Source organism: Methylocapsa palsarum (assembly GCF_900114285.1).
Classification (GTDB): Bacteria; Pseudomonadota; Alphaproteobacteria; order Rhizobiales; family Beijerinckiaceae; genus Methylocapsa; species Methylocapsa palsarum.
The window spans coordinates 138,184-158,651 of record NZ_FOSN01000008.1 but is presented as its reverse complement, the minus strand read 5'-3'; the positions used below and the strand labels follow the sequence as shown (position 1 = coordinate 158,651).

Annotated in this window: 16 protein-coding genes and 1 tRNA gene; 5 read left to right on the top strand and 12 right to left on the bottom strand. The window is 63.1% G+C overall.

All coding sequences use genetic code 11. From position 1 onward, the window contains the following. Positions 1–98: 98 nt before the first annotated feature. Together BM177_RS10900 and BM177_RS10895 are read right to left on the bottom strand one after the other, a co-directional pair. Complete coding sequence (locus BM177_RS10900) at positions 99–479, bottom strand: tautomerase family protein (protein ID WP_091682131.1); 381 nt, start codon at positions 477–479, stop codon at positions 99–101. A 29-nt stretch (positions 480–508) separates the two neighbouring features. Continuing rightward, complete coding sequence (locus BM177_RS10895) at positions 509–1,939, bottom strand: FAD-binding oxidoreductase (protein WP_091682128.1); 1,431 nt, start codon at positions 1,937–1,939, stop codon at positions 509–511. 238 nt (positions 1,940–2,177) lie between these two features. Here BM177_RS10895 and BM177_RS10890 point away from each other — a divergent pair. After that, a tRNA-Trp gene (locus tag BM177_RS10890) sits at positions 2,178–2,252 on the top strand. A gap of 6 nt (positions 2,253–2,258) precedes the next feature. Here the strand turns inward: BM177_RS10890 and BM177_RS10885 are convergent. The 3 genes from BM177_RS10885 to BM177_RS10875 are packed head-to-tail and all read right to left on the bottom strand — an operon-like array spanning position 2,259 to position 4,960. Continuing rightward, the gene (locus BM177_RS10885; RefSeq protein ID WP_091682126.1) at positions 2,259–2,456 is read right to left on the bottom strand and encodes a hypothetical protein; all 198 of its coding nucleotides are present in this window, start codon (positions 2,454–2,456) and stop codon (positions 2,259–2,261) included. Continuing rightward, a complete protein-coding gene (locus BM177_RS10880; RefSeq protein ID WP_091682125.1) occupies positions 2,453–4,129 on the bottom strand; it encodes a Na/Pi cotransporter family protein in 1,677 nt (558 codons plus the stop codon). Before BM177_RS10880 ends, BM177_RS10885 begins: the two co-directional genes overlap by 4 nt. A gap of 39 nt (positions 4,130–4,168) precedes the next feature. Further along, positions 4,169–4,960: a DsbA family protein gene (locus BM177_RS10875; RefSeq protein ID WP_175492572.1), complete on the bottom strand. Its 792-nt coding sequence runs from the start codon at positions 4,958–4,960 to the stop codon at positions 4,169–4,171. A 119-nt stretch (positions 4,961–5,079) separates the two neighbouring features. On the opposite strand from BM177_RS10875, the gene BM177_RS10870 reads away from it, so the two are divergent. Further along, positions 5,080–5,562, top strand: a complete 483-nt coding sequence (locus BM177_RS10870; RefSeq protein ID WP_175492571.1) for an SRPBCC family protein — start codon at positions 5,080–5,082, stop codon at positions 5,560–5,562. 73 nt (positions 5,563–5,635) lie between these two features. Here BM177_RS10870 and BM177_RS10865 read toward each other — a convergent pair whose 3' ends face one another. After that, entirely contained in the window at positions 5,636–8,857 is a 3,222-nt protein-coding gene (locus BM177_RS10865) for a ribonuclease E/G (RefSeq protein WP_091682119.1), read from the bottom strand. Positions 8,858–9,861: 1,004 nt separating this feature from the next. Here BM177_RS10865 and BM177_RS10845 point away from each other — a divergent pair. Together BM177_RS10845 and BM177_RS10840 are read left to right on the top strand one after the other, a co-directional pair. Further along, positions 9,862–11,325, top strand: coding sequence for an N-acetylmuramoyl-L-alanine amidase (locus BM177_RS10845; RefSeq protein ID WP_091682249.1), 1,464 nt, complete (start codon positions 9,862–9,864; stop codon positions 11,323–11,325). A 453-nt stretch (positions 11,326–11,778) separates the two neighbouring features. Beyond that, a complete protein-coding gene (locus BM177_RS10840; RefSeq protein ID WP_091682100.1) occupies positions 11,779–14,190 on the top strand; it encodes a penicillin-binding protein 1A in 2,412 nt (803 codons plus the stop codon). A gap of 60 nt (positions 14,191–14,250) precedes the next feature. Here the strand turns inward: BM177_RS10840 and ygfZ are convergent, their stop codons facing one another. Beyond that, positions 14,251–15,099: a CAF17-like 4Fe-4S cluster assembly/insertion protein YgfZ gene (gene ygfZ / locus BM177_RS10835; protein ID WP_244532259.1), complete on the bottom strand. Its 849-nt coding sequence runs from the start codon at positions 15,097–15,099 to the stop codon at positions 14,251–14,253. Positions 15,100–15,187: 88 nt separating this feature from the next. Between ygfZ and BM177_RS10830 the strand changes: the two genes are divergently transcribed. Then, a complete protein-coding gene (locus tag BM177_RS10830) occupies positions 15,188–16,513 on the top strand; it encodes a dihydroorotase (protein WP_091682247.1) in 1,326 nt (441 codons plus the stop codon). A 62-nt stretch (positions 16,514–16,575) separates the two neighbouring features. Here BM177_RS10830 and BM177_RS10825 read toward each other — a convergent pair whose 3' ends face one another. The 5 genes from BM177_RS10825 to purB form a co-directional block, all read right to left on the bottom strand. Then, positions 16,576–17,136, bottom strand: a complete 561-nt coding sequence (locus tag BM177_RS10825; RefSeq protein WP_091682094.1) for an RBBP9/YdeN family alpha/beta hydrolase — start codon at positions 17,134–17,136, stop codon at positions 16,576–16,578. Positions 17,137–17,158: 22 nt separating this feature from the next. After that, positions 17,159–17,806 carry a ferritin-like domain-containing protein gene (locus BM177_RS10820; protein ID WP_091682091.1) on the bottom strand — a complete coding sequence of 216 codons (648 nt, stop codon included), beginning with the start codon at positions 17,804–17,806 and terminating at the stop codon, positions 17,159–17,161. Between the two features lie 76 nt (positions 17,807–17,882). Continuing rightward, on the bottom strand, positions 17,883–18,329 hold the full coding sequence (locus tag BM177_RS10815) for a hypothetical protein (RefSeq protein WP_091682088.1): 447 nt from the start codon (positions 18,327–18,329) through the stop codon (positions 17,883–17,885). Next, positions 18,326–18,946 carry a DUF5671 domain-containing protein gene (locus tag BM177_RS10810; protein ID WP_091682086.1) on the bottom strand — a complete coding sequence of 207 codons (621 nt, stop codon included), beginning with the start codon at positions 18,944–18,946 and terminating at the stop codon, positions 18,326–18,328. The genes BM177_RS10815 and BM177_RS10810 overlap by 4 nt, the downstream gene beginning before the upstream one ends. A gap of 30 nt (positions 18,947–18,976) precedes the next feature. Beyond that, on the bottom strand, positions 18,977–20,284 hold the full coding sequence (gene purB, locus BM177_RS10805) for an adenylosuccinate lyase (protein ID WP_091682083.1): 1,308 nt from the start codon (positions 20,282–20,284) through the stop codon (positions 18,977–18,979). Positions 20,285–20,468 lie beyond the last annotated feature (184 nt).

Here is a 20,468-nt window from a genome sequence, read left to right as displayed (position 1 = left end):
ACTAAAATCCGATGCCGAAGTGGCGGCGGAATTGTCACGTCATATCATCGCGCTCATCCCGCTTCCCGTTGGTCTACGGCAGGATGCCGCCCAATAATTCACCCATATTGCGCGATCCCGTTCCCGAACGACCAGTTCTCCTTCTGCACCTCGACCAGATTGATGAAGATGTTTTCCGGCTTGATCCCCGGATCCTCTCCAAGCAATTCCACGATCTTCGCGTAGAGCGCTTTTTTCTTTTCCGTGGTGCGCGTGTTGTTGGCGGTGATCTGGATGATCACCAGATCGTCGTCGCGCTCGATTCCGAGATAGGTCTCGCCGTAGAGAAAATTGCTCGGCTTGTATTCGTCGATTAGCATGAAGAGATCGCCCTCCGGCACGTCGAAGGCCTCGCGCATGGCCTTGTAGACACCATCCAGAATGGCTTTGCGATAGGCGCGGGATTTGCCTTTCAGGAGCGCGACGCGGGTCAGCGGCATAGTATGAGCCTTTCAATGGAGGTGCGGGTCTAGAGAACCTTGCCGGGGTTGAGGATATTGTTCGGATCGAGCGTCGCTTTCAAGGCGCGCATGACCTCCATCGCGACCTTGTCCTTCACCTGCGGCAGCAGATCGCGCTTCAATTGCCCGATCCCGTGCTCGGCCGAAATCGAGCCGTGATGCTGCGCGACAATGCCGTGCACGATGGAATTGATCTCGTCCCAGCGCGAGAGGAACACGGCCTTGTCCGCGCCGATGGGCTGGGACACGTTGCAATGGATATTGCCGTCGCCGAGATGACCGAAGGGGACCATGCGCGCGCCGGGCATGGCTGCGCTGACGGCGCGCTCCACCTCGTTTAGAAAAACAGGAACGTCCGCGATGGCGACGCTGACGTCGTGCTTGATCGAGCCGCCCTCATGTTTCTGCACCTCGGGCAAAAGTTCGCGCAGGCGCCAGAACGCCGCCCGTTGATTCTCCGAGGCGGCAATGGCGGCGTCCTCAACAAGCCCCTGATCGGCGGCGGCGCTCAGGAGATCGAGCAGCCGCTCGCCAAGCCCTTGCCGGCTTTGCGAGGAGAGTTCGAGCAGAACGTACCAGGCGTGCGCTCGCGCCAGCGGGTCGCGCGCGCCCGGCGCATGGGCGAAGACGAAATCAAGGCCGATTCGCGGGATCAGTTCGAATGTGGTCACCTCGCCGCCGGCATGATCCAGCGCAAGGTTGAGCAGGGCCACGGCCTTGGCGGGAGAAGCGAGCCCGATCAGCGCCGTCTCGACCGCGCGCGGCTTTGGATAGAGCTTCAGGACGGCGGCGGTGATGATGCCGAGCGTTCCTTCCGAGCCGATGAAAAGATCGTTGAGGTCGTAGCCGGTGTTGTCCTTCGCGAGCTTGCTGAGGTTCGACAGGATTCGCCCGTCGGCGAGCACGACTTCGAGCCCGTTCGCCAGCCGCCGCGCGCCGCCATAGGCGATGACGGCGGTCCCGCCGGCGTTGGTCGCGAGATTGCCGCCGATGGTGCAGGACCCTTCCGAGGCGAGGGAGAGCGGAAACAGCCGCCCCACGCGGCTGGCCTCGTCCTGCGCGCGCGAAAGGGTCACCCCGGCTTCGACAATCATCGTGTTGGACGAGACGTCGATCTCGCGCACCGCCTGCAAGCGGCCGAGCCAGAGCACGATCGAGTCCGGCGTTCTGGAGGTTTGTCCGCCGACAAGTCCGGTGTTGCCGCCTTGCGGCACGAGGGGAGTGGAGGTCTCGTGGCAGAGCCGCGCGATGGCCGCGACTTCGGCGGTGGAGCCCGGCTTGACGACGCAGGCCGCCTCGCCAACGAACAATTCGCGCGGCTCGCGCAGGAAGCCCGCCATATCCGCCGCGCCGGTCAGAACATGGCGTTCTCCGACGATCGCCGCCAGACGGGCGATGGTTTCGGCGGTCGAAGCCTGTTTGAGGATTTTAACGGTCATGGGTCGCGGGCGAATCTGATTTTCAGAGGAATTGACCTGCTAGAGCATATTCCGATTGGATTGGACCAATCGACAAGAATATGCTCAAGCTTTTGAATCTGGAGCGATTTCTGATCAACCGATGGATCGCATACAGCCGGAAAGCGCTCACGGCGCTCTTTGAGCGCGCGGCGCGGCGGCAAGATTGAAACAGCCAGTTGCCATGGCGCGTGAGTTCAAGCTAAAAGCAGTCGCGCCTAGGAGTGTAGCTCAATGGTAGAGCACCGGTCTCCAAAACCGGGGGTTGGGGGTTCGAGTCCCTCCTCTCCTGCCATTAATATCAAACAGCCGCACATTTAATTTCTTCCCTGCGCGTCATTTCTTCCCTGCGCACGAGACCTTCCGGGCTCTGCTCCGGGATCCGAAAGCGATCTGATCCAATCCAGCTTTTATCGCCCATTTTGGGAGCGCCGCTCGGCTGGCCGTCGCGCGCCGCGTTGTTGCCGGCGAATGTCTTGTCTGCTGTTGTCCCGGTCATATGGCCGCCTTGGTCGCCGGCATGGCTTGACCCTCGCCCAGAAGATGCGCCGTCGAACGCCACGTGTGATGCGCGATACGCTCGAGGCGTCGGGCCGCGTCGATCCTCGTCAAAGCCTCGGCGGCGGTCACTTGCCCCGGCGCCACGGATATAAGGATCGCGGCGCGATGGCCGGGCAGCATGGTGGCGAGCGCCTTTGTGGCTTTTTCGACCTCGGCGACCGCGGTGGTCGCCTCAGGCGACGCGCGCCATCCGACTGGCCGGGCGCGCTCGCTGAGCGCGGATTCCGTGATGATCGATTCAACTGCCGCCTGCGCCCAGAGGACGCTCTCTTTGCAGAGTTCGGCCGCGCGAAGATCCTCGGAATCGCCAGTCTCCGTCCCCGGACGTTCGCCAGTTCCCAGGATCTCCACGAGGCGGGAGGCGTGGTCGAGGGCGAGAAGCGTGCTCGTCATTCGGCACCGTTCCGCCTCGGTTTCGGGCGGCTCCTTTAATTCGGAGAGAAAGTTTCGTACTTGCCTGAGCGCCGCGGCGGAGGGCGCCGGGTCCAATTTCGTCCGCCCGTCCCCCCCGGACAGGGAGGCGGCGACGGAGACCGCGATCGTTGCGAGCGTCTCCGCCACGATGCGGCGGGCGGCCTCGACGGCGACAACCGGGTTTTCGAGCGCGGCGGGGTCGAGCGCGCGTTCGAGCGGCGATTCCTTTGAGGGCAGGAGACGCTCCACGAAGCGGCCGAACCATTGCGTCGCCGGAAGAAGGACCGCGACGCCGACGACGTTGTAGGCCGTGTGATAGGCCGCAAGCAGCGTCGTCCCGTCGATTTTCGGCGAAAGGCGCCCCATCAGCGCGGCGGTGAAAGGAAAGGCGGCGAGCGCGATGAGCGCCGCTATGACCTTGAACAGCACATAGGCGAGCGCGAGGCGCTTCGCCGTTACGCTCGCGCCGATCGCGGCGAGCGCCGAACTTGTCGCCGTCCCGATGTTCTGTCCCACGATCAGCGCCGCGCCCTGTTCGAGTCCGACGGCTCCCGCGTAGAAAGCGGAGATGGTGACCGCGATCGCCGCGGTCGAGGATTGCATGACCGCCGTCATCGCAATTCCGACGGCGATCAGCGTGAAGAGACCGATCCACCCTTCGAGCCACCCGACGCCCGGCGAACCGATGACGGCGGGAAGATCCGAGGGATTGAGGCTCGCCGCAAGTCCGCCCATGCCCTGCTGGAGCGTCGTCAGCCCGTAGAGGACAAGAGCGAAGCCCGCGACCGCGGCACCCCCCGCGGCGATGCGTCCGCTCGCCAGCACCTTCGTCAACGCGCCGGCGAAGATCAGTGGAAGCGCGTAGGTCGACAGCGAGACGCGCACGCCAACCAGCGCGATGAGCCAGCCGGTCCCCGTGGTGCCGATATTGGCGCCGAACACGAGACCCAGCCCTTGCGGGAAGGTGAGAAGACCGGCGCTCACGAGGCCGATCGTCGTCATCGTCACCGCGCTCGACGATTGCACGAGGAGCGTCACGATCGCGCCCCAGAAGGTCCCGGATAACGGCGTCGCCGCGGCCTTGCCCAGCACCGTGCGAAGCGCGGAGCCCGCGAGCGCCTTCAGACCGTCGGTCATGACCGACATGCCGAGCAGGAACAGTCCGACCCCGCCGAGAATCACGATTGCGGTCGCCATGTTCACGATGTCCGGCTCAAAGGTCGCAAAGCCGCCTTCTCAGCAGATCGCCTTGCCGCATTTCCTGACATTGACGACCTTGGGCTGCAGATCCTTGTAGCCGACCGCGCCGACGACGACCTCGTCGCCGATGACATAGCTCGGGGTTCCGGTCATCCCGAGCGACTTCGCGAGCTGGGTCGATTGCTCGATATTGGCGGCGACCGAGGGCTGCTCGGCGTCTTTTGCAAGTTTGTCCATGTCGGCGCCAAGGTCCTTGGCGGCGGCGAGCGCTTCTGCCTTGCCGACCTGGCCACGAGATCCCAGCAGCCGCTGGTGGAACTCCCAGAATTTTTCACCCTTGAACTGAACCGCGGCCGCATTGGCGATATGGGCCGCCTCGAGAGACCCTTGCGAAAGAATCGGCAGATCGCGCAAGATCACGCGCAGGTCGGGATTGTCCTTCATGAGTCGCGCCATATCGCCCAGGGCGCGTTTGCAATAGCCGCAATTATAATCGAAGAACTCGATCAGGGTGACCTTACCGTTGGGATTGCCGATCACGGCCTGATTTTCGACGCGGTAGAGCGGGCTGGACATGTCGCTGACGACAGCGTCGCGGGCCTTGGCTTCCGCAAGCTTCTCGCGGGCGTCGAGTTCGGCGATGGCGTCGCGCAGCACCTCCGGCTTCTGCAAAAGGTAATTCTTGATGATGGTTTCGATTTCGGCTTTCTGGCTGACCGAAAATTCCTCCGAACGCGCTGGAGCGCCGGCCAGCCCGAGACCGGCGAACGCGAGCATGGCGATGCCGAGGCCGCGAGACGTGATTTGCGAAAAGCTGCGAGGGAACATGGAGTTTCTCCGTTGAGTGAGGCGCAACATAGGGCGCCGGAGGCCGAATGGAAACGCGGCGGGCCAAACTCCATCCGTTCCGGTCTTCACCTTCAAGGAGCAGCGATCAAGGAGCAGCGATGCGAAATCCCGGGCTGACGGCCGCGTTCGTCCTTCTTTTGCCGACCAGCGTTTTGGCGAACCAGGTGCTGGAGAAGGTCGAGGTCAGGACAACGCCTGACAAGGCCTGGGCGGCGATCGGGGATTTCTGCGGCATCAAGGAGTGGCACCCGGCGGTCGCCTCCTGCGAACTGAAGCAGGATGGCAAGGCGAGGGAGAGGATCCTGACCGGCGTTGACGGAGGGATGACGGTCGAGAGGGAAATGACCCGGAGCGATGCGGCTCACGCCTATTCCTACCGGGGCCTGGAAAGCCTTTTTCCCGTCGAACATTACGTCTCGACGATCAGGGTCCTGCCAATGGATCACGGCCGGGTCAACATTTTGTGGGTCGGGGCTTTCAAACCCGTAGGCCCGGCTTCGGACGCCGAGAAAGCGATCTCCGCCAATTACCTGGCGGGGCTGCAGGAACTCAAGTCGAAGCTTGAGGCCAAACAGGACTGACCGAGGCGTCCCAGACCGAGGCGTCCCAGTGAGGGCGCGGCCGGCGGGGACAAACCCGGCCGGCCGCAATATTCTACCCCTTGAGGCTTGCTTTCGCCCGCTGCCACCAGCCGGAGCGCTTGGGGCGGGTCGATTCCTCGGCGACGGGCGGAGCCTTGGCTGCTTCGGTCGTGGGAGCCGGCTGGGAAAGCGCCTCAACATCGAAAGATGCGATTCGCGGCGCTGGAGCCTCCGGCTCAGCGGGAGCGGCGGCGGACGCGTCTTGTGCTCCGATTTCTGGCACCTGCGGATCCGCTTTCGCAACGGCCTCCGCCGCCGACGGGGAGGAGGTTTCATCCGCGGGTTCGAGCGCTATGGCGCGGCGGGGCGTTCGCGCCTTTGTCGTGCGGCGCGCGCGGGGGGCGGGCGCCGCCGGGTCCTGACCGCCCTCTGCAGAGACCTCCGCCGCAGAGATTTCGGCTGCAGAGATTTCGGCGGTAGCGTCGAGCGCGAGGTTGAGTTCCGGCCTCTCGGCGCCGGGCTCCGCCGTTTCCTTTGCGGCGCGTGTTCCCCGGCGGGGCTTGCGGCGCGGAGCGGCGTCTTGTGCTTCAGCTTCAGGCGATTCGGCGCCGTCAGCGGATTTCGCGCCAGCCTGGCCGTCTGCGCTGTCGAGCGAGAGTTGCGTTTCAGAGCTGGACGGGGCGGCGGGCAGATCCTCTGCTTCAACGGACGCTTCGATCGCGGTCTCGGTCTGAGGCGACGCCTCGGATTCGTGTCCATGGGCCGCCTCCGCATGGAAGGGCGTCTGCAGACCTCCAAGCTTCGCGATCGCGTCGAGAGCATCGTCGGGCGGCTGCGGCGCGTTCGCCGCGATCCCGGAACCTTCGCGATCGCCGCCGCGGCCGCGTCTGCGCCTGCGTCTGCGTTTGCGCCGTCCGTCCGCATCCGTTTCACCCTGAAACTCGGATCCCGACGCGGAGACGGCGCCTTCGGCCGACTCGCCGTCTGCCTGATCCGCGTCGTCGGGAAATCCGGCTTCGATGTCGTCCTCGGCGTCCTCGTAGACCGTTTCGGGCTGCGGTTCCGTGAACGAGGCGGGCTCGAAGACGGGCGCAGGCGCGGCGACGCCCGACGCTGGCTCTCCACGCTCCAGCGCGTAATAGACGGCCCCGGTCAGGCTGTCGTCGACGGCGACGGTCGCAAAGACGCCGAAGCGGGCCTCGAGATCGCTCAAATGGGCGCGTTTCTGGTTCAGGATATAGAGCGCGACGGGGCTCGTCGTCTTGACCAAGATGTCATGGCTCGCGCTCTTGATCAGGGCGTCTTCCAGCACCCGGAGGACGTGCAGCGCGATCGACGACGTCGAGCGCAGCGTTCCGGCTCCGGCGCAATGCGGACAGGTGACCGTTGACCCTTCCAGCACTCCCGTACGGATGCGCTGGCGCGACATTTCCAGAAGGCCGAAATGAGAGATTCGGCCGACCTGAATGCGCGCGCGGTCGTTTCGAAGGGCCTCCTTCAGCCGGCGCTCGACGGCGCGGTTGTTGCGGCCTTCCTCCATGTCGATAAAATCGATGACGATCAGGCCCGCGAGGTCGCGCAGGCGCAATTGTCGGGTCACTTCGTCGGCGGCCTCGAGATTGGTGCGGACCGCGGTGTCCTCGATATTGTGTTCGCGGGTCGAGCGGCCGGAATTGACGTCGATCGCGACAAGCGCCTCGGTCTGGTTGATGACGATGTAGCCGCCGGATTTCAGCGTCACCTGATTGGAGAACATCGCGTCAAGCTGGGATTCCGCGCCATATTTCGCGAACATCGGCTGCGGATCACGGTAGGGGCGGACGTTCCGGACATGGCTTGGCATGAGCAAGCCCATGAAATCCTTGGCCTCGCGGTAGCCGGTATCGCCGGAGACGATGATTTCGTCGATATCCTTGTTGAACAGGTCGCGGATCGAACGCTTGATCAACGATCCTTCCTCGTAGACGAGGGTGGGCGCGGTCGATTTCAAGGTCGTTTCGCGGACGATCTCCCACATCCGCATCAGATATTCGAAATCGCGCTTGACCTCGGCCTTTGTCCGCGACGCTCCGGCGGTTCGCAGGATGACGCCCATGCCTTCAGGAACTTCGAGCTCCTGCGCGATCGATTTCAGCCGCTGCCGGTCTTCCGAATCGGTGATCTTGCGCGAAATCCCGCCGCCGCGCGCGGTGTTCGGCATGAGAACCGAATATCTTCCCGCGAGCGAGAGATAGGTCGTGAGCGCCGCGCCCTTGTTGCCGCGCTCTTCCTTGACGACCTGAACAAGAAGCACCTGGCGGCGCTTGATGACTTCCTGGATTTTATACTGCTTGCGGTAGCGCTGCGGACGTGAGGGCAACTCCTCCATGGCGTCGCCGCCGAGCTGTTCAATGTGTTCATCTTCGTCTTCGCCGTCTTCTTCGGCGTCGGATGGGCGGCGATCGGAGGGGCGGTGATCTGAGTCGCGGCTGCCCGCGTCGGCCCCGCGGTCGCCCTGAAGCTCCGCTCCCGCGTTCGTCGGGGTTCCGGAGGATGTTTCGTCCGGCTGGAAATCGGCGTTCCAGACGTCAAGGTTTTCCGGCGCGAACGGACGATTCTCGTTCGAATCCGCAGATCCATGCGCGGCGCTCTCTTCGCGGGAAAGGCTTGGATCAGCCGAACCAGATTCGGAAAGGGCGCTGTCGTCTTCCGCCCGGTTTTCAGGGACCGCCGCGGGGGCTCTGCCGAAGTCTTCTTCGGGAGGAAAGAATTCCGCCGGAATTTGGTTCGAGGCTTGCGCCGCAATCTCTCCCTCATCGGCCTGGCCGAATTCAGGTTGCGTCACCGAGGCGGCGGCGTCTTCGAACTGCGAGCCCGCCTCCGCTGGCGGGTTTCCGTCGGGCGCGCCGGAGATCGTTTCGTCATCGCGCCGCTTTTCGGCGCGCCTGCCGTTCCGGTCGCGGTCCCCGCGCCGGAAACGCCGGCTGCGGCGCGGCGACCGCGAGTCTTCGTCCTCGTCTTCGCTTTGGGTTTTGGCGTCTTCCTCGATCAGCGCTTGTCTGTCGCTGACCGGAATCTGGTAATAATCCGGGTGAATTTCCGAAAAAGCGAGAAACCCGTGCCGGTTGCCGCCGTAATCGACGAAAGCGGCTTGCAAGGACGGTTCGACCCGGGTGACTTTGGCGAGATAAATATTCCCGCGGAGCTGTTTTTTACTTGCAGATTCGAAATCGAATTCTTCGACCCGGTTACCACGTAGAACAACCACCCGGGTCTCTTCCGGGTGGGACGTGTCGATAAGCATTTTGTTGGCCATTTGAATCTCTTTGAGGCCCAGCGCGCTCGGGACCGGCTCCGCAAGCGAAATCCCGTAAACGGGCTTTCGGAACGGAGCGAGGCCGACACGGAGGCGCGTCAGGCGTTTGATGGAAGGAAGGGGGAAAAACAGGAACAGAAAGGCGGATATCTTTCGCGGAGCAAGAGCCGCGAAGTTCTACGCCAGGTAAAAAAATTGAACCGAACCGGCGCAGACGCGCCCGGCCGATTTTCGATGTTTCGGGGCGGAAGGCGACGAAACGTTCTCGCGGGACGGCGCGGAGCGTGTCTCTCAGCATGACGGTCGCCGAATAACTCGACACTAGGTTAGACCATGTCCTTGTTGACCAGACGCCATGTTCTTTTCGGAAGGCGCCGTACTCTTTATCGGCAAGACGCCATGTTGTTTTTGACAAAACGTCCTTTTTGAAAAGACGCCTGCCTTTTTTGACAAGCCGAAGAACTCAAAAACCAGATTTCACTATATTCAATTCCGGCGCGAGGACCGCGCCTGGTTTCCAGCGCCAGCTTCACCTTCGCCAGCTTCACCTTCGCCAGGAATTTTCTGGGAACACGAAACAGACGACGCCGACCGATCAGCCGCGCTCGAAAGCGAGATTCGAAGTGGGCCCGGAGAGCCATACTCGCTGCGGGATCGAACAACAAGAATCGAACCCCGAGAACGGGATAAAGCTTTCATATCGGGTTTCCGAACTCTTTGGCAAGTGTTTTACTCGACCGCAAGCGCGGCGCCAGAGCGTTTTTCGGACGGATGTGATCATTCGGTAGATCAGAAATCGCTCCGGATTCAGAAACTTGAGCATATTCTTGATGATTGGATGAGTTCAATCCAATCGGACTATGCCCAGGGCATGGGAGATGGTTATCACGGCGTTAACCAGCTGCGTCTTATGAATTTCGTGTAAACTCAGGCACCTTATAGAATGAGATACGATAAAATGAGACACGCCAGATAATGTCTGGATGGGCGCCAAGGGAGGAAGGATGCTGAAGGGCGCGAATTTTCAGAAGTCCGCGCCGCCCGGCTTGGCGTCAGCGGCGCTGGCGGTTCTGACGATCTCCTCGGTTATCTTTTCTGGAGCGCTCCGGGCCGATGAATCGGTTAACGCCCGGGCGGAAGCCGGCGAGCGGCAGATTGCAAGGCCCCTCGCTCGCGAGGCTCTCCTCGAGCAGAACGACGATAAAGCAAAGCTTGTGTTTGTTCTCTCTGCGCCGGTTGACGCCGCGAGTTTTGTCCTGTCAGGGCCCGACCGCGTCATCGTGGATCTTCCCCAGATCGATTTCGCGATTGACCCCGAGGCCGGAAAATTATCGAAGCGGCGTTTGCGCCGGTCTGATCCCCAGCAATGGTCGAGTTTGATCGACTCGTTCCGTTTCGGCCAATTGGGCCAGGGCAAATCCCGCATCATCCTTGAGCTTAACTCGCCGGCGCGAATCGTTCGCGCCATCTGCGATTCGAGCGGCGAGGGGACAGGCCCGCGCCTGGTCATAGAACTCGCCCGAACCGATCGCGCGAGCTTCCGGGCCGCCGTCGAATCCGCGCGCTCGGCGAGGGCGGATCAGGCGAAAGCGGCAAAGGCTGAGCCTTTCGAAGCCGCGGCCGCGACGACGTCGAAACCGGTCGTCATGATTGATCCGGGACACGGCGGGATCGACAGCGGAGCCATGGTCAACGGCCTGGTCGAAAAGGACCTCGTGTTCGATTTCGCCAGAATGCTCGCCGACAAACTTCGCGCCGACCCGCGTTTCACGACGGTTCTGACGCGGACCGACGACAGTTTCATCCCGCTCTCCGACCGGGTCAAGATGGCGCGCGGCGCCAATGCGGCGCTGTTCGTCTCAATCCATGCGGACATTCTCTCCGAGGCCGCCGACGTCGCCGGAGCGACCGTCTACACGGTTTCCGACCGCGCCTCCGACGCCGAGGCGGCGCGCGTCGCCGAGAAGGAAAACCAGTCGGATGCGCAGGCGGGGATCGAGGGCGCGGAGGAGGCGAGCGGCGTTTCCGATATTCTTTTCGACCTGACCCGGCGCGAAACCCGCGCTTATAGCCATGTCTTCGCGCGAACTCTCACGAATTATTGGAAAGTTGCTGGACGACTTAACAAAAACCCCCAGCGCTCCGCGGGCTTCCGAGTCCTGAAGGCGCCCGATGTGCCGTCGGTCCTTCTGGAGCTTGGCTATCTGTCCAACCGGAAGGATGACGCGTCGTTGAGTTCGGCTGAATGGCGCGATAAGGCCGCGGGACGCGTCGCCGAAGCGATCGCTGCATTTTTTGATTCAAAGGAAAGTCCGACGGCTTCGATCCCGGCGGAAAAGGACTGGACTCCCGTCGGCAAGGTCGACAAGGACGTATCGAACTCAGATGGGCAGGCTCCGCCTGGCGCAGTCACGGGCGCCACTGTTGGAGGGGGACGTCGGGACGTTCAAGCGGGCGCTTCGCATTGAACTGAAGCCTTTAGTTGAACGCAGGCCCTTGAAAGCAGACCGGCCTGTCGCATCGTCAGCATCATACAAACGATAGATCGATAGAGCTTAACTATTGAATTTACGGGATTTATGATCGATCGAACAAATTTCTTCATGTGCCGGGTGCCGGCCGCGCCGGTCAATTCGTCGGCCGGGAAATTGAAGTCCGTCGCCGCTGGCCGACAAATTATCAACACAAATACGCCGCAGGGATGATCTACCGTTCATCATTGGCAGTGCTTAAGTTTCAGGGGATTTGGTCAGGGTCCGTCGTTAGTTTTGTCTCGGCAATGCTTCGTGACGCCCTCAAACTGAATTGGCCGGCCCGGATGGGTCGGCGTGTAGCGACTTTCCAGTTTCTGTCCGGGAAATCGACGCCCCTCATTTATTTTCGCCGGACGGCGCGGATGATTTTTTAAGAGGCCTTTCTGCATGCGGCTCATCGCCCGTTTTTTCGGATTTGTCTTTGCGACCGGCGCGGTCATTTTCGTCGTTGGCGCCTGCGCGGCCGGTCTGGTGATCTGGACGTTCGAACGGGATCTTCCGGACTATACGCAGCTCAAGAACTATGAGCCGCCGGTCATGACGCGCGTCCACGCAAGCGACGGTTCGCTTGTCGCGGAATATGCGCGCGAGCGCCGACTCTATCTGCCGAGCGACGCCATTCCGGCGCGCGTGAAAGAGGCGTTCCTTTCGGCCGAGGACAAGAATTTCTATTCTCACGCCGGCGTCGATCCCGAAGGCATCGTGCGCAATCTGATCGTGCTGGTCCAGGGCGGCAAGCGGGTGCAGGGCGCCTCGACCATCACGCAGCAGGTCGCCAAGAATTTCCTTTTGACCAACGAACGCTCGATCGAACGCAAGATCCGCGAGGCGCTTCTCTCGTTCCGGATCGAGGGCGCATATTCGAAAGACAAGATTCTCGAGCTTTATCTCAATCAGATCTATCTCGGCCTTGGCAATTACGGCGTCGCCGCCGCCGCGCTCAATTATTACGGCAAGTCGGTCCATGAGCTCACGGTCGCGCAAGTCGCCTATCTCGCCGCATTGCCGAAAGCGCCGAACAATTATCATCCGTTCCAGAAGCGCGAACGGGCGATCGAGCGCCGCAACTGGGTGATCGACCGGATGGTCGAAAACGGCTACGTGTCCCGCGAGGAAGGCGAAAAATCGAAGGCCGAGCCGCTCGGCGTCAATCCGCGGGTCTTGTCGCCGAACGCCTTCGCCGCCGGATTCTTCGCCGAGGAGGTCCGCCGCGAACTGGGTGAGAAATACGGCGAGAAGAAACTTTACGAAGGCGGCCTCTCCGTCCGCACCACGCTCGATCCGAAGATGCAGCTAATGGCCCGCCGCGCCCTGGTCGACGGTCTCGTGCGCTACGACGAGGCCCACGGCTTCCGCGGGCCAATGCGCCACATCGACATCAGCCAGGACTGGGGCGTTCCGCTCGCCGAGGTTCCGAACCTTGGCGATGTGGCGCCCTGGCGCCTCGCCGTCGTCATCGACGCCACGGAATCGGGGGCGCGCATCGGCCTCCAGCCCCGCCGCGAGAAATCGGGCGAGATCGAGCGCGAGCGTGAATCGGGCCAGCTGATCAACGCCGGAATGCGCTGGACCCGCGGCTCCGGTTCCCGGGCCTCGCTCGGGCCGGGCGACGTGATCTACGTCGAGCCCGTCGACGGCAAGCCCGGCCAGTTCCGGCTCCGCCAGATTCCGGAAGTCAGCGGCGGGATCATCGCCATGGACCCCTACACCGGCCGCGTCTTCGCGATGGTCGGCGGGTTCTCGTTCGACCAGTCCGAGTTCAACCGCGCCACCCAGGCGTTGCGCCAGCCGGGCTCGTCGTTCAAGCCCATCGTTTACGCGACGGCGCTCGACAACGGCTACACGCCGTCCTCGATCATTCTCGACGCGCCGATCGAAATCGATCAGGGGCCGGGGCTTGGCGTCTGGCGTCCGGAAAATTTCGAGGGCAAGTCGGGCGGCCCGCACACGTTGCGCTACGGCGTCGAACATTCGATCAACCAGATGACGGTCCGGCTCGCCCGCGACGTCGGCATGCCGCTCATCGCCGAATACGCCAAGCGCTTCGGCATCTACGACGATCTGCCGCCCTTCCTCGCCATGTCGCTTGGATCGGGCGAGACGACCCTGATGCGCATGACCACCGCCTATTCCATGCTCGCCAATGGGGGGCGACGGATCAAGGCGTCCCTCATCGACCGTATCCAGGACCGCTGGGGCAAGACGATCTACCGCCACGACGAGCGCGTCTGCGACGGCTGCGACGCCGCCAAATGGGAGAACCAGCCCGAGCCGAAGCTGATCGACAAGCGCGAGCAGGTGCTGGATCCCCTGACCGCCTACCAGATCACCTCGATCATGGAAGGCGTCATCCAGCGCGGCACCGGCCAGTCGATCAAGGAGGTCGGCAAGCATCTCGCCGGCAAGACCGGAACGACCAACGAGGCCAAGGATCTCTGGTTCGTTGGCTTCTCGCCCGATCTCGCCGTCGGGGTCTTCATGGGCTATGACCAGCCGCGCTCGCTCGGCGATTCGGCGCAGGCGGCGCAATACACGGCGCCGATTTTCCGCGACTTCATGAAAATGGCGCTGAAAGACAAGCCCGACGTGCCGTTCCGCGTGCCGCCGGGGATCAAGCTGATTTCCGTCGATCCCAAGTCGGGGATGCGCTCCAACGGCGCGGGCGCAATCCTCGAGGCGTTCAAGCCCGGCACCGCGCCGCCCGATTCCTACGCGGCGAGCGATTCAAGCCCGCGCGTGCAGACGGTCAATCCGGATGCGGACAAACTGGTGGGGACAGGAACGGGCGGGCTGTATTAACCGCCAAACAAGGCGACGGCGCGCGCAAGCGCTGCTTTCGGCTCAGCACATCTGGTCACATTACGCCGATGGGGAGACTGGCGCCGCGATCTCGACGTCGGCGCCGCCCGCCTTGAACGAGGCTCCCGCGCCGCGGGCTTCTTCGAGCCTGTCGATCCGCAGCATCGCCAGACCTTCGGATCCGGCGATGGAGCTGACTTCTCCGATGGCCGTCTCCCCCGCCATGACAGCCGCGCCCACTTCCGGGGCGGGGCCGGTGAAATGAAGTTTCACAATGCGTTTGCGGGCGGATTTACGATGATGAACCCGGGAGGCGACCTCCTGGCCGACGAAACAGCCCTTCTTGAAGTCGACGCCGTTCAGCCAGTCGAGATTGATGTCCTGAACGATGGGCTCGCCGTAGGCGAAATCGACGCCGCCCTTGGGCGCCCCCTCGGCGATGCGATGCGACTCATAAGCGGCCTCGTTTCCGGCGCCAAAGAGGGACGACGATTCGCGAGGAACGATGACCCGCAGCCCCATGCCGGGCGAGCGCATGTCGCGATAGATCGTCAGGCCGTCGCCCGCGGGAGGTGTCCCGCCCCAGACCGCGGCCACGGCATATGCGTCCGACCGGTTCTCGATTTTGATTTTCGCCCGCAGCTTGTGAAAATTGAGGCGCTCCACGAGATTTTGCGCCAGCGCGGCGGGGCATTCCAGATAATAACCGGCCTCGGTCCCGTCCGGCGTCGGAATGATGAAAAAATCGAACATCAGTTTGCCCTGAGGCGAAAGAAGCCCGGCGAAGCGGCTCTCCCCGGCGGGAATGTCGAGCACGCTGTTGGTCACCAATCGCTGCAGAAGCGTCGCCGCGTCCGCTCCGATGATTGTGACGAGTCCACGGTCGCTAAGGAGGCATGCCTTTTCCATCACAAGCTTCTCGACTTTCATTCTGACCGGCTTGTATGAAACCCCCTATCGCGGCGCGCAAGGCGCTTTTCCAGGCAAAGGATCGCCGATGAGGCAAACATACGATCTCATCCTGAAGGGGGGCGCCGTCGTCGATCACAATGGCGTGGGCGCGCGCGACATCGGCATCCGGGACGGAAAGACCGCCTTCATCGGCGATCTCCGGCAAGCGAGCGCGGGCGAGACGATCGACCTCGCGGGCCTGACTGTTCTTCCGGGCGTCATCGACACGCAGGTCCATTTCCGCGAGCCCGGCCTCACCCACAAGGAAGATCTTGAGACGGGGTCGCGGGCGGCGGTCCTTGGCGGGGTCACCGCGGTCTTCGAAATGCCCAACACCAGCCCGCTGACGACCAGCGCCGAAGCCTTGGCCCATAAAATGACTCTGGCGACAGGCCGGATGCATTGCGATTTCGCTTTCTGGGTCGGCGGCGCGAATGAAAATCCGTGCGACATCCCCGAACTGGAGCGGCTGCCGGGCGCGGCCGGGATCAAGGTCTTCATGGGCTCGTCCACGGGCTCGCTTCTGGTCAAGGACGACGCCGGCGTCGCCGCGATCCTCAGCCGGACCCGCCGCCGTGCGGCGTTTCATTGCGAGGACGAATACCGGCTGGAGGAGCGCAAGCCTCTCCGCCTCGCCGGCGACCCCGCCTCGCACCCGGTCTGGCGCGACGAAGTGTCCGCCCTGCGCTCGACGCAGCGTCTGATCCGGATCGCGCGGGAGCAGCGCGCGCTTGTTCACGTGCTGCACGTCTCGACGGCGGAGGAGATCGATTTTCTCGAACAGCACAAGGACATCGCCAGCGTCGAGGCGACGGGGCATCATCTGACGCTGAGCGCTGAGGATTACGCGCGGCTCGGAACGAAATTGCAGATGAACCCGCCGGTGCGCGAGGCCCGCCATCGCGACCATCTCTGGTACGGGGTGGAGCAGGGGATCGTGGACATTCTGGGGTCGGACCATGCGCCGCATACGCTGGAGGAGAAGGCGAGGCCCTATCCGCAAAGTCCGTCCGGGATGACCGGCGTACAGACCCTCGTTCCGGTCATGCTGGACCATGTGAACCGGGGACGGCTCAGCCTGTCGCGGTTCGCGGACCTCACCAGCGCGGGCCCCGCGCGGTTGTTCGGCATCGCCGGGAAGGGCAGGATCGCGGCGGGCTACGACGCCGATTTCACGATCGTCGACCTGAAGCGCCGCATGAGGATCGAGGACCGCTGGATCGCGTCGCGCTGCGGCTGGACGCCCTATGACGGCGTTGAAGTGACAGGCTGGCCGGTCGGAACCATCGTGCGCGGCGCGCGGGTGATGTGGGAGGGCGAGGTGAAGTCGCCCGGGCGAGGAGCGGCGGTGCGCTTCGGGCAGGCTTTGTGATCGCGGAGCCGTTAGAGCATATTCTTGTCGATTGGATTGATTCAATCCGATCGGAAAGCGCTCTATAGCGTCTTCAAAAATCCCGCGAAGCGCATCAGTCCCTCGGGCCAGGGGCCGTGGCCGCTTTCGTCGGTGATGTGGCCCGAGGCTCCCGCGTCGACGAGGGTCGCGCCGATGGCTTCGCTGAGCCGCTGGCTTTCCTCGAAAGGCGCATAGGGATCGTCCCGGCTTGCGATCAGCAGCGCCGGGAACGCCAGCGGTCTTTCGGGCAAGACGGCGAAGGCCGGATCGACATCCGCGAGCCCCGCGATGGCCGAAGCGGCGGCGGGCGCGACCAGAAACGCGCCCTTGACCTTGCCCGGAGCCCGATCCTCGATCAGCGCGCCGGCGTGGGCCGTCGCGACCGCCCCAAGGCTATGCGCTACGAGCACGACCGGCCGCTCGGCGCGCGCGACCTCGTCGGCGATCCGGCTGATCCAGGCGTTGAATTCAGGTTTTTCCCAATCGTCCTGAACGATTCGGCGCGCGGTCGGCAGTTTGGCTTCCCAGCGGGTCTGCCAATGATCCGGGCCCGAATTCAGCCAGCCCGGCACGATGAGAATATCAGCCTCGGAACTTCGCATCGGCGCGATTCTGGCGAGACGTTCAGCCGCCGGCCGGCGCGAGAGCCGGCTCCGCCGCGAACGCGAGTTCCTGGGTCAGGGCGTCGATAAAGCGGACATAGAGGTTCTCCTCGATCGTCTCGAAGGCTTTCGAGCGTTCGGCGAAGTGCGGGTCGCTCGCCCGCAGCCAGCCTTCGACGTCGGCGAGGTGTTTCTCCTCCTCGGCGAGCAGTCCATGCAGCTTGCGCGCGATCTCGGATTCGCCGAGCGCCGCTTTATAAACGCTATAGACATCGAGCGCCCGGCGCTCGATGAGCCAGGTCACATAACAATAGACGAGCTTCGCGCGTTCGGCCTCGGGCAAAGCCAGCAATGCGTCTTCGCAGGCCCCGTCGAGGTTCTGGAAGTAGGTCTCGGCCTCCTCGCCGCAAAGAAGCGATTCGTGCGTATAGGAGTCGAAGCCGGCGCCCCCGAGTTTCGTCGCAAGTTTCTTGAGGCCGAGAGCATGGCGGCCTTCCTCGAGAGCATGAGTCAGGATCGCGGCCGACATCATGTCCGCCCGCTGGCTTTTCACGATCTTGCGGAACCCGACATATTCGAGAAAGGAGAACGTATTGAGCCATCTCGCGTGAAGGGTTTCATCCGCGACGATCCGGGCGATCAGGCCGTCAAGACGATTTTCGCTTCTCATCTAAACTCCGTTGTCTGTGGCGGGCGCGCCGCCGTAGCCGCCTTTCCTACACGAAAGGCCCGGGCGTTCAACCGGCTCAGTCCTGCGTCTCGCGTGGGGTGGCGCCCGGCGAAGTCGAAAAGGCGAAGCATTGGCGCCCCCGCTGATGCTTCCAGCCGGAGGCTTCGGGCGGAGACGAACTGACGGCGCGGTCGGAAACCGTCGTGAAAACAGCGCAAAGCTGAAATCGTTTGGAATCGTTCAGGATGTATTCGTATTCGGCGCCTGTCGCCGCATCGGCGAGGCGCAGCGACGCAGCCTCCGGCAGAGTGCGAAGCGAGGCCGGCCATTTTCCGCTGGCGCGCTGAGAGGCGAGAACGGCTTGCGCAAGGGCGGTGAGGTCGGAAATTTCCTGTCGGTCGAGATCGATCGCGCGCTGCCTCGAAGGCGAGGGCGTGATCCAAAGTCCGGCGGCGATCACGCCGGCGACGAGAATGGAGCTTGCCGTCAGAAAGATCAGCGGAGCGCGGCTTGCGCCGCTCATTGCTGTTCGTCCTGGCGCACGTCATGGAGGAAAAAGGCGAACAGGCCGCCGGCGACGATCGCGATGGTGAGGCTTTTGAAGAAAAACCGCGACGTCAGTGCGCCGCCGAGGACAGACTGGACGAGCGCCACGAGATCGCCGGCGAAAATGATCGCCGCGACGAAGAGCGTGAGGAAAATGATCCATCGGCGCACTTTGGAATCGCGGCGGGCGGGGTCCGCCCGGTTCCGCTCGGCATAGCGGAACATCAAAACGAACAAGGGAAAGAAAACGATCAGGGTCGAAATCTCGTTGCGGATCGTCTCGGCGAAGCCTTCTCCGGCGTGAAGCGGATCCGGGAGCGAGCGGTCGATGAAGCTGAAAATGATCGAGACAATCGCCCAGAGGCAGGTGTAGAGCGAGACAAAAAGGACGAGATGAATGAATGTCTCGCGCGCTGAGAGATGCGGTTTCGGCTTTGGGACGGGAAACGGAAAATCGACCTCCGCGAACGCGCCGAGGGCCGCGGCGATCTCATCCTCGGGCCATCCCGCCGAGCGCAGCGCTCGCGAAATCTCGTCGCGCTCGATGCCGTTTGAAAGAGCCCGTCCGGTGAAGTCGACAAGGCTGGGGTTCAAGCGGCGATCCTTTCCGGGCAGGGGAGGGCGTCAAGCTTCTCCGAAGACGCGATCGAAGATAATGTCGATATTTTTCAGATGATAGCCGAGATCGAACAGGTCTTCGAGTTCCGCGGCGCTCAGCGCCTTGGCGACGTCGCCGTCGCTTTTCAGGAGGGTGAGGAAATCCCCCTCGCCGCGCCAGACCGGCATGGCGTTGCGCTGCACCAAGGAATAGGCGTCCTCCCGGCTGACGCCTTTTTGGGTCAGGGCGAGCAGCACGCGCTGCGAATGAATGAGACCGCCGAGCCGGTCGAGGTTTTTCTTCATATTGGCAGGATAGACGAGAAGCTTGTCGATGACGCCGGTCAGCCGGTTCAGCGCGAAATCCAGCGTGACCGTGGCATCGGGCGCGATCATCCGCTCGACCGAGGAATGCGAGATGTCGCGCTCGTGCCAGAGCGCCACGTTCTCCATCGCCGGCAGCGCCATGCCGCGCACGAGGCGGGCGAGGCCGGTGACATTTTCGGTCAGCACCGGATTGCGCTTGTGAGGCATCGCGGAGGAGCCTTTCTGGCCTTCCGAGAAGAATTCCTCGACCTCAAGAACTTCGGTGCGCTGCAAGTGCCGGATTTCGGTCGCGAGCCGCTCCATAGATGAGGCGATGACGCCGAGCGTCGCAAAGAACATCGCATGGCGGTCGCGCGGGATGATCTGGGTCGAGGCCGGCTCGACCGTGAGCCCGAGCTTTGCGGCGACATGCGCCTCGACGCGCGAATCGATATTGGCGAAGGTGCCGACCGCGCCCGAAATCGCGCAGGTGGCGATTTCCTTGCGGGCGTTGACGAGACGTTCGCGCGCGCGGGCGAATTCGGCGTGGGCCTGCGCCAGCTTCAACCCGAAGGTCACCGGCTCTGCGTGGATGCCATGCGAGCGGCCGATCGTCGGGGTCAATTTATGCTCGAACGCCCGCCGCTTCAGCGCCGCGAGCAGGGCGTCGATGTCGGCGAGGAGAAGGTCGGAGGCGCGGGCGAGCTGCACGGCGAGGCAGGTGTCGAGCACGTCGGACGAGGTCATGCCCTGATGCACGAAGCGCGAATCCTCGCCGATGAACTCGGCGAGATGGGTCAGGAACGCGATGACGTCGTGCTTGGTGACCTTCTCGATCTCGTCGACGCGGGCGACGTCGAAGGCCACATGGCCCGCCTTGTCCCAGATCGCCTTGGCGGAGGCTTTGGGGATGACGCCGATCTCCGCCAGAGCGTCGCAGGCGTGCGCCTCGATCTCGAACCAGATGCGGAACCTTGTCTGCGCGTCCCAGACGGCGACCATTTCGGGGCGGGAGTAACGGGGGATCATTTTGGCGGTTCCAGTGAGGCGAGCGCTCGGGAGGCGTCAGCCGGTACCATGGGAGGCGGCGGGAAGTCTAATGAGGGGCGTGAAATCGTTTATGAATTCAAGTTTTCGAGCGTGGGTTGGAGTGCGATTTGCGCCTCATTCCTGTGCGGGTCTCTGCGCAAGTCCCGATTAATGCGCCGAAGAG

Coding starts and splice junctions, on each gene's coding strand:
- BM177_RS10880 (WP_091682125.1), bottom strand. CDS start 4,129: ATGGCGACCGCAATCGTGATTCTCGGCGGGGTCGGACTGTTCCTGCTC.
- BM177_RS10865 (WP_091682119.1), bottom strand. CDS start 8,857: ATGGCCAACAAAATGCTTATCGACACGTCCCACCCGGAAGAGACCCGG.
- BM177_RS10840 (WP_091682100.1), top strand. CDS start 11,779: ATGCGGCTCATCGCCCGTTTTTTCGGATTTGTCTTTGCGACCGGCGCG.
- purB (WP_091682083.1), bottom strand. CDS start 20,284: ATGATCCCCCGTTACTCCCGCCCCGAAATGGTCGCCGTCTGGGACGCG.
- BM177_RS10895 (WP_091682128.1), bottom strand. CDS start 1,939: ATGACCGTTAAAATCCTCAAACAGGCTTCGACCGCCGAAACCATCGCC.
- BM177_RS10900 (WP_091682131.1), bottom strand. CDS start 479: ATGCCGCTGACCCGCGTCGCGCTCCTGAAAGGCAAATCCCGCGCCTAT.
- BM177_RS10870 (WP_175492571.1), top strand. CDS start 5,080: ATGCGAAATCCCGGGCTGACGGCCGCGTTCGTCCTTCTTTTGCCGACC.
- BM177_RS10820 (WP_091682091.1), bottom strand. CDS start 17,806: ATGAGAAGCGAAAATCGTCTTGACGGCCTGATCGCCCGGATCGTCGCG.
- BM177_RS10825 (WP_091682094.1), bottom strand. CDS start 17,136: ATGCGAAGTTCCGAGGCTGATATTCTCATCGTGCCGGGCTGGCTGAAT.
- BM177_RS10885 (WP_091682126.1), bottom strand. CDS start 2,456: ATGACCGGGACAACAGCAGACAAGACATTCGCCGGCAACAACGCGGCG.
- BM177_RS10875 (WP_175492572.1), bottom strand. CDS start 4,960: ATGTTCCCTCGCAGCTTTTCGCAAATCACGTCTCGCGGCCTCGGCATC.
- ygfZ (WP_244532259.1), bottom strand. CDS start 15,099: ATGGAAAAGGCATGCCTCCTTAGCGACCGTGGACTCGTCACAATCATC.
- BM177_RS10830 (WP_091682247.1), top strand. CDS start 15,188: ATGAGGCAAACATACGATCTCATCCTGAAGGGGGGCGCCGTCGTCGAT.
- BM177_RS10845 (WP_091682249.1), top strand. CDS start 9,862: ATGCTGAAGGGCGCGAATTTTCAGAAGTCCGCGCCGCCCGGCTTGGCG.
- BM177_RS10815 (WP_091682088.1), bottom strand. CDS start 18,329: ATGAGCGGCGCAAGCCGCGCTCCGCTGATCTTTCTGACGGCAAGCTCC.